The organism is Corallococcus sp. AB030 (genome assembly GCF_003668965.1).
Classification (GTDB): domain Bacteria; phylum Myxococcota; class Myxococcia; order Myxococcales; family Myxococcaceae; genus Corallococcus; species Corallococcus exiguus.
Genome location: NZ_RAWQ01000261.1, coordinates 1 through 11812, shown reverse-complemented (window position 1 = coordinate 11812; position 11812 = coordinate 1). Strand labels below are relative to the sequence as shown.

At 72.0% G+C, this 11812-nt stretch carries 6 protein-coding genes; all 6 read right to left on the bottom strand.

The features are described from left to right. On the bottom strand, window positions 1-2739 hold a 2739-nt coding region (locus D7Y15_RS38725), incomplete at its 3' end, for a serine/threonine-protein kinase (protein WP_233605254.1). A gap of 4 nt (window positions 2740-2743) precedes the next feature. Further along, window positions 2744-3568, bottom strand: a complete 825-nt coding sequence (locus D7Y15_RS38720; protein ID WP_233597447.1) for a hypothetical protein — start codon at window positions 3566-3568, stop codon at window positions 2744-2746. A gap of 26 nt (window positions 3569-3594) precedes the next feature. Further along, window positions 3595-6195, bottom strand: coding sequence for a TonB-dependent receptor (locus tag D7Y15_RS38715; protein ID WP_120580779.1), 2601 nt, complete (start codon window positions 6193-6195; stop codon window positions 3595-3597). A gap of 236 nt (window positions 6196-6431) precedes the next feature. Beyond that, a complete protein-coding gene (locus D7Y15_RS38710) occupies window positions 6432-7358 on the bottom strand; it encodes a PhnD/SsuA/transferrin family substrate-binding protein (RefSeq protein ID WP_233605253.1) in 927 nt (308 codons plus the stop codon). Then, window positions 7355-9868: a tetratricopeptide repeat protein gene (locus D7Y15_RS38705; protein WP_121755708.1), complete on the bottom strand. Its 2514-nt coding sequence runs from the start codon at window positions 9866-9868 to the stop codon at window positions 7355-7357. The genes D7Y15_RS38710 and D7Y15_RS38705 overlap by 4 nt, the downstream gene beginning before the upstream one ends. 8 nt (window positions 9869-9876) lie before the next feature. Beyond that, the gene (locus tag D7Y15_RS38700) at window positions 9877-11676 is read right to left on the bottom strand and encodes a PP2C family protein-serine/threonine phosphatase (protein ID WP_120580781.1); all 1800 of its coding nucleotides are present in this window, start codon (window positions 11674-11676) and stop codon (window positions 9877-9879) included. Window positions 11677-11812: the final 136 nt, after the last annotated feature.

Genomic DNA, 11812 nt, shown 5'->3' with positions numbered 1-11812 from the left:
GGCGGACACCGGCGGAGCATGCGGGGCAGCCACGTGCGGCGGCGGCGCGGCCACGGGCGAGGGGTGGTGTCCCCCATAGGCCGCGTGGGAGCCGGTCGGCGGCGGCGCATGTTGCCCCAGCGGCGGCGGCGGGGCGCTTCCCTGCTGCGCGTGGGCGGCCCCGTATTGCGCGTGGGTGCCCCCATGCGACGGGGGCGCTGCCACGGGGTGCGGCTGCGGAGCCGCGGTCAGCGGGGCGACGGAGGGCACCGCCACCGACGGACGCGCGGGCGCCTGCGGCGGAGGCCCCACGCGCGTGGGCACGTTGGCGGACGCCGCGGGGCGCACCGCGGTGGGCGGCGGCATCGGCGACGTGGGCGGAGGCGCGGCCGGGCGCGACGGACGGGGCGCGGCGGCCACGGGCGGTGCCACCGGAGGCGCGGAGGCCATGGGCGGCCCGTTGACGGAGACGACCTCGGTGCCCCGCTCGGCGGGCTCCGTCGGGGAAGCCACCGGGGGCGGCTCCATCCGGGGCATGCTGCCGGAACCACCGCGCACGGGCGGACGGGACAGGTCCGACGGGGCCCGCATGTCGCTGCCCGAGCCCGTGCCCACGTTGCGCGAGTGCGAGCCCGTGCCCGGCATCAGCGCCCGGGGGTTGGAGCCCGTCCCCGGGCCGGCGATGGACGACGGCGCGTACTCGGAGAGCCGGTCGCCCAGCGTCTCCTTGAAGAACTGCGCCACCGACGCGGGCGACGAGGACAGCCGGTGGTGCGCGATGACGGCTTCAATCTCCTCGCGCATCGCCGCCGCGGAGGGCGTGCGCCGCGCCGGGTCCTTCACCAGCGCGCGCAGGATGAGGTCCGACACGTCCTGCGGGATGTGGGGCCGCAGCTGCGAGGGCACCGGCGCGGGCTCGCGCACGATGGCCGCGAGCGTGGCCGCGTCATGGTCCCGGCGGAACGGCAGCTGGCCGGTGAGCAGTTCGAAGAGCACCACACCCAGCGCGAACACGTCGTTGCGCCAGTCCAGCGGGCGGCCGCTGGCGGCCTCCGGGGAGAGGTACGAAATCTTCCCCTTGATGACGCCCGCCTGCGTGTGCTCCTCGCCCTGCACCTTGGCGATGCCGAAGTCCGACAGCTTGATGGCGCCGTCCAGCGACACCAGCACGTTGTGGGGGCTGACGTCGCGGTGCACCACCGGGTGCGCCGTGCCGGAAGGGTCCACGTAGCTGTGCGCGTAGTGCAGGCCCGCGGCGACCTCCGCCACGATGCGCAGCGCGTGCTCCAGCGGCAGCGCCATGCCCTTGCGGCGCAGCTCCGTGAGCAGGCGCTTCAGGTCCGGGCCGCGCACGTACTCCATCAGGATGTACGCCACGCCGTCCGTCACGCCCACGTCGAAGGTCTGCACGACGTTGGGGTGCGTGAGGCGCGCGTTGGCGCGGGCCTCCGCGAAGAGCATGTCGACGAACTCAGGATTCTCAGCGAACTGCGCGAGAATCTTCTTCATCACCACGAACTTCTCGAAGCCCTTCACGCCCTGCTGCTTGGCGAGAAACACTTCCGCCATGCCGCCCTGCCCCAGCCGGCGGATGATCTGCAGCCGCGCGCCGCTGGTGTGCGTGTCCGTGGCTGACGAGCCCCGGGCGCCGGGGTCCGTGTTGGTGGAGCCGAAGAGGTACTGACTGAGCGCGCGCTGCTCCAGCGCCTCGATGTCCTCCAGCGGCTTGTCGGTGAGCGGCGTGCGCGCGAGCAGCCCCTGGAACTGCGCGAGCGCCGGAGCCCGGGAGCTGCCGCCGCAGACGGGGCACACGCGCTCCATGGTGCCCTTGGCGCGCAGCACCTCCAGGTACTCGGAGGTCTGGATGCGCTGGTGGGTGACCTGGCCGCAGTTGCGGCAGTCGCACGGCAGCCACAGCGTGGCCAGCTTCGCGGGCAGCGTCTTGGTGGACTTCGCCAGCACGGCCAGCAGTGGCGGCGGCACGCGGCACAGCACCACCTGGGCGCCCTGCGCGGCCACCTCCAGCACCTGTTCGATGCGCGGCAGCGCTTCCTGCTCCACCACGCTCACGTGGCAGCAGTCGAACGCGACGCGCCCCTCCAGGCCGGACGCCAGCCGGCGCACGTTGAGGTCGCCCTTGAGCGTACTGGCCAGGGTGATGAAGGTGATGTCGTCCTGGACGATCTTCAGGTGCGACGAGAGCTCGGACGGCTCCGACGGGATGCCGGAGCGCAGGTAGCGCAGCACCGCGGGATCCACCGCGGAGAACTGCTGGCGGCGCGCGAAGTCGAAGAACTCCGTGGGCTCGTCCGCGAACTCCAGCGGCTGGGAGCACACCGGGCACTGGTGCGGCGGGGCCCCGCCCTGCTCCAGCACCTTCGCCTCCTCCACCAGGCGGACCAGCCGCAGCCGGTCCTCCTTGCAGAAGCGGCACGTGTACGGCGCCAACAGCGAGAGCACGCGCGCGACGCCCGCGAAGCCCTCCACCATGTTGAGCTGATCCACCACCACCGGCGGCGCGTTGACGACGTACAGCCCCGACACGCCCTGCGGCGGGTGGCCGGCGAACTCGATCCACCGGCGCACGCCGAAGGAGCTGATCCGCTCCACCAGGCCCAGGTCCACCACCACCAGGCCCTGGATGCCCTTGGAGGCTGGCGTGAGGGGGAAGGTTTCGTCGATCACCCCGGCCACGCGCACGTGGGTCAGACTGCCCACGCGCAGGGAGGTGATGCTGGCATTGGAAGTTTGGCTCTCCACCCGCCTACCCTCGTTCCAGACTGAACAGCAGCGACTTGGGCTGCGCGGCCCGGCGGCGACCGTCGCCCAGGTCCACTCCACAGGCGAACTGTGTGCGCTTTCCCGGAGTCACCCGCACCGCCACTGCGTCGCTGTGCTCCAGGATGCGCCGCAGACCCAGGCCCGCGCCACCACCCGAAGCATCCACCTGCGCCTTCTCACCCCAGGCCTTCACCACCCGCACCAACGGTGACACCGACAGGCGGCCGAAGCGGTCCGTCGCCTCCAGCCACGCCCTGCCGTCCGCCACCGCCCACGACACCAGGCAGCGGTCTTCATCCGCCACCGACTGCACCTGGCCGCGCCGGTGGGCGTACTTCGGCTCGCCGCTTCCGTCCACTGGCGCGTCGAGCAGCGCGTTCACGCCAATCTCATGGACGACATCCGCCACCCGGCTGGCCGCGCCCTTGGAGCCGCCAGCCTGGAGGACGGCCTCGGCCGCGCGCTCGCCCACGGCCGTCACCTCCGCCACGCTGCCCAGCCACGCCACGGACGTGGCTGCTTCCTTGGGGATCATGGGCTCGCCGCGCAACAGCGCGCTCAACAGCCGCGCCTCCCAGGCGGACGGCTGGCCGCCCTCACGGGTGGCCAGCAGCAGCGCCGGGGGACGGCGTTCCAGGAGCGCGGCGTGGGCGGGAGTGAACCGCCCGTCGAACAGCACCAGCTGCGGCGCCGCGTCGTCACCGCGCCCCAACAACAGGCCGTCCCGGGCCAGCACTCCGGAGGCCTTCTCCAGCGCCTCCGGCGTGAGCGTCGTGTCCGGCGTCAACTTCAGGGGAGCATCCTTCACGGCGGCGACGGTATCCAAACAGCGCCCTAATAATGGAGTCGAACTTCTGTGAAGACGCCCAGCGGCGGTGCGGGGAAGCCGTGGGACTCCTCGTACTTCGCGTTGAAGAGGTTCGTGCCCAACAGTGACACCGCCACGCGCTCGTGGACGTTGAAGCCCACGCGCGCGGTCGCGGTGATGTAGCTGGGCAGCTTCACGCGGGTGGTGGTGCCGGCGTTCTCGTCCACCACGAAGCCCGGATCATACCGGGCGCCCACGAACAGGCCGTAGAGTTCCACGAAGGCGAACTTGCCGATGTTGGTGCGGCCGCGCAGGTAGACGCGGTGGCTGGGCGCGTAGTCCAGCGGGTAGCCGGATCCGCCGCCCACCGGCAGCGCCTGGGCGTCCAGGAACTGGTAGGCCACGTCGAAGGACGAGTTGAGGGACGGCACCTGCGCCGCCGCTTCCGCCTCGAAGCCCGCCACGCGCGCGTCGCCCAGGTTCTTGAACTGGGACGTGGAGCCGAAGAGGAGCTCCTGATTGATGAAGTTGCGGGCGCGGTTGTAGAAGCCCGTGCCCGTCAGGCGCACCCTGCGGTCCAGCGGCCAGAAGTCCACCGCCGCCTCCACCGTGTCCAGCGTCTCCGCGCGCAGGGACGGGTTGCCCAGGAGCGTCGCGGCGTACATCTGCTGATTGATGGCCAGCTCCGCCAGCGTGGGCGCGCGGAAGGCGCGGCCGTAGTTGGTGCGCAGCGTGAGCAGCTCCGGGATGGCGTGGAACACGACGCTGGCGCGCGGGGACACCTGATCCGTCTTCGCCTCCCAGACCTTGGAGGGGATCTGGTAGTTGTCGTAGCGAGCGCCCGCGCCCACCACCAGCCGGTCCGTGATGCGGTACTCCGCGTCCACGAAGCCGCCCAGGATGGTCTGCTTCGTGTCGTCCAGGGTCAGGCCGGGCAGGATGTTCTGGTTGTTCACCTGGTCGGCCTTCACGTCGCCGCCGACGGTGACGGAGAGCTTGTCCAGGGAGAACAGCGCGCGCGCCTCACCGCCCAGGCGGCTGCGCTTGCCCAGCGTGTCCTCCAGGGCGCCGGTGATTTCATTCTCCAGCGTCACGTTGCGGCGCTTGAAGAAGGCGTAGGCCTGGGCGAACACGCGCACGTTGTCCGTCACCTGCTGATCCAGCTGCAGGGCGGTGTTCAGGTTCTGGACGTGCTCGTTGTCCTGCGCGGTGTAGTGGCAGCGGCCGCAGTTGCCCACGGTGGAGATGTTCTGACCACCGGGCCGGCCGATGTTGCCGTCCGTGAAGTCCGCGTCCAGCGCGAGAGGACCCACGCGGACCTTGCCGTTCACCTGGTGGACCAGCGAGTCCTCGTTGGTGTCCGTCTGGTTCAGCTGCGGGTTGTTGAAGAGCTGCGGGCCGTCCGAGCCGAAGCCGTAGTAGCCGAGCAGCGCCTCCACCGGGCCGCCGCGGCCGGCGACGTTGGTCTGCAGGCGCCAGGTCTTGTCCTGGCCCGCGAGGATGCGCGCGTCGGCGCCCACGTTCTGGCCCTTGGCGATGAGGTCCGCGGGCTGGCGCTCGATGATGTTGATGACGCCGCTGAAGGCGTTGGAGCCGTAGAGCGACGAGCCCGGGCCGCGGATGACTTCCACCTGCTTCAGGTTGGTGAGCGGCGTCGTCTCATCCGCGTAGAACTGGCCCGTCCAGGGGTCCGTCAGCGGACGGCCGTCCTTGAGGAGCAGGAGTCGGTTGGACAGGTAGTTGGAGCCCAGGCCGCGCGCGCTCACCGCCGCCTTGCGCATGGAGCCCCGGCGGCACTCCATGCCGGGGAAGTACTGGATGGCCTCGCAGAGCGAGAACTGGCCGGTGCCCTCCAGCTCCTCCGCGGGGATCCACGACACCGTGAGGGGCACGTCGGAGATGCGCTGGCTGCGCTTGGACGCCGTGGTGACGACGGCCTCGCTCAGCGCCCTGTTGATGTTCTGCTCCAGGTCGTCGCCACCGCCCAGGTCCGGGCCGTCCAGGCCGGAGAGGCTGGAGGGCGGCGGCAGCGCGCGGTCGGAGGTGGGCTCCGTGAAGGGCGCGCGGTCCGGGACGTTGTCCGCCGTGCGCGGCTGTGACGACGGGAGCACCGCGCCGGCACCCAGCGTGGGCGCGGGCGGCGGGTTGGACGGGATGTCCGAAGTCAGCGGCCCGTCATACGGCGACGGCGAGGCCACGGGCAGCGGATCCGAAACGGACGGGCCAGGGCCGGCCACGGGGGCGAGCGGCGCGGGCGGCGGCTCGGTGGCGAGCGCCGGAGGCTGCGCGGCGGGCTCGTCCCCGGGAATGGGCTCCACGTCCGTCGGCGGGGGCTGCGCCTTCGCGCCCCGGCGCGTCTTCGCCGTGCGCGGAGGCTTCGCGCCGGGCGTGGCGGCCTTGGCACCCGGCGTGGCGGCCTTGGCGCCCGGCGGGGTCGCCGCGCGCTTGCGGGGGGCCTTGGTCCGCGTCTTGGGGGCGGGCTCCTGGGCCTCCTGGGCCTGGGCCGTCTCCACCGCGAAGAGGGACAGGGCGCAAACCACCAGGGTCAGGCACGCGCGCGCGCCCATCCGACCGGCAAACCCCTTCACCGCGTTGGTGCGCGATCCACCGTACTCAGTCGAGTCCATCGTTCTCAATTCCACGAGGGGAAGCAGGGGGTATCCGCGGTTCTAGCGCCAGGAACCAGAGCCGGTGCGACTGGCAATTGTTCTCAGGGATGAGTTTCCACCCCTGAACGGTGGCGTTCCGCTCGACTTCTCAAATTACCGCAATAACTCGCCTTAGGCCAAGTCATGGCTGTCGATCGCGGTGAAACACGCGCACGGCGGTGGAAACCCCGTGCGCGGATCAGCTCACGGCGCAATCAGTCATCCGGCTGTTCGGCGGAGACGGCCAGGTCGTCCACGAACGGCGGGAGGGCGGGACCCAGCGACTCGGATTGGACGAGCACGGGCGTCTCCACCCGCAGGTCGGGAGAGTCCGCGAGGACGGGCTGACGGCGCGGGGGGCCCTGGGTGACGAGCTTGCGGAAGTCCTCGAACTCGCGGCCCTGGATGCGGGCGAAGGCGTCGAACGGGGCGACCGCACCCACGGAGGACAGGGACTGGGACAACGCGTCTCCCCCGCCCTTCAGGTCCACCAGCACGGCGCCCGGCACCCGGCTGCTCTTGAAGAGCACCCGCATGTCCTTGGGCACGTGCGCCACCGGCACGAGCGCGGCCTCCGCGCCCTTGGCCTCCAGCATCTTCACCGCCGACTCCACGTTGGGCACCGGCACCAGCTTGAAGTGCTTCTGGGCATCCAGGTCGCCGCCCAGCACGACGTGGGAGACGAACTTCGGATCCGCGGAGCCCGCGCCCTTGACCAGCGCCATGCGCTTGCCGGCGAGGTCCTTCACGGTGCCCTTCTGGAGGGAGATGATGGCCCAGCGCTGCTGCGTCTCACCGGCGCGCGGCGCGTACGCCACCGGATCCGCCTTGGAGCCCAGCTGCACCGCGGCCCAGCCGTCCACCACGGCGAAGTCGATCTGCCCCTCCCCCACCGCCTTGGAGAAGTCCTCGTAGCGGCCAAAGCTCTTGGCGCCAACGGGGCGGCCCAGGCTGGCCTCCAGCTTCTGGGCGAGCGCCTCCGCGTACTGGAAGCGCTCCTGACCGTCCGACAACGTCGTGGCGAGGAACACGCCCAGCGTGGCCTTTTTCGGCGCGGCGGACGCGGGGCTGGCAACGGAAACGGCGAACAGCACGGCGGCGAGCAGGAGGCTCCCCCGCGCGACAAGGGATGGCGTCTTCACGGCGTCTCCTCCGCGACCCCGGTGGCCGGCGTGACGCCCTGCGCGTCACCCAGTCCATAGAGGCCCTGCAGGCGGTCCTTCCATTCCCGCACCTGGGCAGCGCGGGGGCCCGCGCCAGCGGCCAGGTAGCGGCGCCAGGCGTCCACGGCCTCGGCGGGTTCATGCCGTCGCTCCTGCGCGTCGATGCCCAGGTTGAGCGAGGCGACAGGTACGGCGGTCTCCAGGCGCTTCCACGTCGCGAGCGCCGAAGCGCTGTCGCCCTGGCGCCAGCCCACGCACGCCAGGTTGTGCTGCACCAGCGCGTCGTCGGGCGTCGCGGCGAGCGCGGCCTTCAGCGCCTTCTCCGACGCCTTCATGTTGCCAGAGGCGTACGCGAGCGCCGCCTCACGCCGCAGCAGCGCGCCGGTGAGGTTGCCCATCCACTTCGGCTGCCCGGGCATGGGCTTCTTCTGCGCGGCGGTGAGCAGCTTGCGCGAGGGCGCGACCTTGCCCTGGCGGTAGAGCACCCACGCGTCCGCGAGCGCGCGCGTGTTGGGCCACGCCCATTCCGGAGCAGGCGTGAGGGAGCGCTTGAGGCCCGCGGTGGCCTCCGCGAACTTCCCTTCTTCCGCGCGCGTGAGCGCCCGGGCGAAGGCGGCCAGCTTCGCCACGTCCGCGCGCTTGCCGGTGCCCAGGCGGTCCACCGCGTCCAGGTCCCGGTTCGCCGCGGCGGCGTCGCCCGTCTCCAGCTTCGCCAGGGCCCGGCGCACCAGCACGCGAGGCAGGTTCGCCTCCGCCACCTTCGCGGCCGTCTTGGAGGGCCCCGCGTCCGTCAGCCGCTGCACGGCGGCGTCCACCTGGCCCAGCTCCACTTCCGCGAGCGCGGCGCCCGCGGACGCTTCCGCGCGCTGATCCGGCTCCTGCGTGGCCTCACCAGACTGGGTGAACGCGGCGAGCGCGGCCTGCGCATCGCCACCGCCCAGCCGGGCGTAACCGAGCAACAGGTGCTCGCGCCAGGTCGCGCCCGGCAGCGTCACCGCGCCCTCCATCACCTTGCGGGCCTCCGCGAACTGGTGGCTGTCCAGGAGCGCGGCACCCAGCCGGCGGGCCATGGGCACGGAGCGGTCCAGGTCATACGCGCGGCGCAGGTCGCGCACGGCGTCTTCCAGGCGCTGGGTGCCGGCGCGATCTCTCGCGCGGTGGGCCAGGGCCCGGGCCAGCCACTGCTTCGCGCCGGGGTGGTTGGGTTCCACCTGGAGCGCGCTGCCGTAGTCCTCGATGGCCTGGTCCCACTGGCCGGTGGCGAAGTGATCCGCGCCCAGCAGCACGTGGCCCAGCGCCTGGCGCGGGGCCATCTCCACCACGCGCCGGTGCACCTCCACCGCGCGCTGGTAGCGGCCGGCGCGGCGGTTGACGGAGCCCAGCGTCGCCCACAGCTCAAGGCTGCCGCCGCCCGACTTCACGGCGGACTCCAGGAACTGGATGGCCTCCTCGTGGCGCGCCTGCGCCTGGAGCGCCTTGCCCACGGCAATCTGTCCCAGGAGCAGGCCCGGCTGCAGCTCCAGCACCTTGCGGAACTCCGCTTCCGCCTGCGCGGGCTGCTTCTGCGCGAGCCGCACGTCACCCATCAAGAGGTGCGCGGCGGGCGTGGAGCCCAGCTTCATCAGGGCGGTGGCCTGCAGGTCCGCGCGCGGCACGTCACCCGCGGCCAGATACAGGCGCGCGAGGCGCTCCTTCGGCTCCGCCACCTGCGGGAACTTCGTCACCAGCCGCTCCAGGAGCGCGCGGGACTCCGGCACGTGGCCTTCCATCTCCAGCACGGCCGCGAGGCCGATCTGCGCGGTCGCGGACTCGGCCCGGCCGGCCTGCGCCTTCTCGAACGAGGCGCGCGCGGCGACAGCGTCCCGGCGGAGGAGGTGCGCCTTGCCCAGCAGTTCGTGGATCTGGAAGTCGTTGCCCGCGAGCTTCTCCGGGCGCAGCGTCAGGTAGCGCTGCAGCCGCGTCACGGCGCGGTTCCCGTCCTGGACGTACAGGTAGTAGCTGGCCAGGTAGTAGTGGACGATGAGGTGGTCCGGCTGATCCGCGGCGGCCACCTGCTCCAGCACCGGCACCGCCTCCTGGAAGCGGCGCAGCTTGAAGTACGCGGTGCCCAGCGGGTACGCGAGCGACAGCTCCTGCGGGTTCTGCGCGAACACCGGCGCAAGGCGCGTCACCGTGCGCTGGAAGTCCTGGAGCGCGTTGGCGGCGCTGCCCAGGCCCGCGGCGGCGAACACGGACTGGGGCTCCTGCGTGAGCGCCTGCTCGAAGAGCTGGAGCGCCTTCTTGAACTTCTCCTCCGCCTCCTTCTTGTCACCCTTGGAGGCGGCGGCGTTGGCGGACACGAGGGCCTGCTCGCCCTGCTCCGTCATGCGCTGCGCCTCGGTGGCGGGCGGCGGGCGGAACTGGGCGAGCGCCGCCGGCGGACCGGACAGGGTGGCCAGCAGGGCGAGCGCGGTGGAGACGCGGCGCGGGGAACGAAGGAATGGGCGCATGCGATTCGTCAAGGCGAGGGGGCGGGGCTGAATTCGGCGACGATGACGGTGATGTCGTCGCGCTGGGGCTGGCCGGCGCTGTACGCGCGCACGTCCGCGAGGAGCGCGTCGCGAAGGGCGTCGGCGGGGAGGTGGGCGTGGGTCTGGAGCGCGGCGGCCAGCCGCTGCGTGCCGTAGAGCCGGTTGGCACCGTCGCGCGCCTCGGTGAGGCCGTCCGTGTACCAGACGACGATGTCACCGGGGCTCAGCTGCGCCTGGCGCGACGTGAACTGCGACGCCACGTTCGCGCCCAGCAGCGGACCGCGCGCCGGCAGCGACGAAATCTGCCGCGTGTTCCGGTTGTAGACGGCCGCCGCCGGGTGGGCGCCCGCCGCGTAGTCAATCTGGCCGCTGTACACGTCGATGACCGCGAGCGCGCTGGACATCTGGTGCTCGCCGCGGCCCACGTTGGCCAGCGTCACGTTGAGCGCGGTGATCAGCATCTGCGCGTGCACCTGCGACGGCTCGCGCAGCGTCATGGCGGAGGCGAAGCCGCTGGTGGCGCTGGTGGCGACCAGCGACGTGGACAGGCCGTGGCCCGTCACGTCTCCGATGCCAATCACCACGCGCCGGTCGTCCAGCGCGGCGCGGAACCACCAGTCGCCGCCGCACGCGTCCGCGGGCACCACCAGCCCGGCCAGCCGCAGCGGCCCCACCGTCACGGCCTCGCGGCCCGGCAGGAGCGTCTCCTGCACCGTGCGCGCGAGCGACACCTCGCGCTCCAGCTGCGCCTTGGCGCGCACGTCCTCCAGCAGGACCTTGATGCGCTCCGCCATGTGGTTGAACACCACGCCCAGCGTCGTCACCTCGCGGCCCGCGCCCGGCGCAGTGCCCGCGCGAGCGCCCAGGTCACCGGCGGCCAGCTGCATCACGCGGTGGGTGAGCACGCCCAGCGGCTTGGTGATGCGGCGGCTCTGGAAGGCGGCCAGCACGCCGGCCAGGACGACGAAGCCCACGCCCAGCCCGACAATGCGCAGCGTGTTGGCGCGCACCGCGGCGCGGTTGGTCTCCTCCAACTCATGCAGCTGCTTCTGCAGGTCCTCCAGCGAGTAGCTGATGACGACCACGCCCTTGCCGGCCTGCGAGCCGTAGTCGAGCGGCTCCTGGAACTCGAAGACGGGCTGGCCCTGGAAGAAGGCGCTGGCCCAGCGGCGCTCCGCGGTGCGGCCTCCGGAGGACTCGCCCAGCTTGGCGGACGGGTCGCTGTCCGCGACGAGCTGCCCGTCCGCGTCGAACATCTGCACGCGCAGGATGTTTCGGTTGTCCGCGATGATGGAGCGCGCCACTTCCGTGAGGAACGCGTAGTTGTTGTCGCGCAGGCTGGTGGCGGAGGTGAGCGCCAGCGTGTGGCTCACCGTCTGGCCCAGTTCGCGCGCCTGGGACTGGAGCCGCTGCGTGAAGCGGTCCGACGTCGCGGTGAGCTGCGCCTCCGTCGTCTTCGCGGACAGCGCGGCCAGCAGGCCCACGATCACGATGACCAGCGCGCCCGTGGTGAGCAGCAGCAGCTGATCCAACCGGAGCCCGCGGATGGCCGCCACGTTGGGCAGCTCTCCGGCCTCCATGGGCGCGATGACCGTGCTCGTGGGCTCCGTCGCCGGCAGCCCCACCGAGCCCGTCAGCCGGGTGGCCGTGTTCTCCCCACGCAGCCCGGTGAGCTCCCGGGAATGGGTGCCGGTGTACTCCGGTGGAGGAGGCGGGGTGCCGGGCGCCGCATCGGATGCATCAGGTGATTCGGGCACGGGATCGAGGCGCGGGTTCGTACGGGACAAAGGCACACCTGGGGGAGCCCGCGTCGGAGAACGCGGTCGGGGCGGGGCGGACTGTATCTCACTTCCTGATTGACGCGAGGAGTCCACCTGTCGGGCTATTCCTCGCGGTCGCCCCCTCACCCGCCCCCCCAACGGC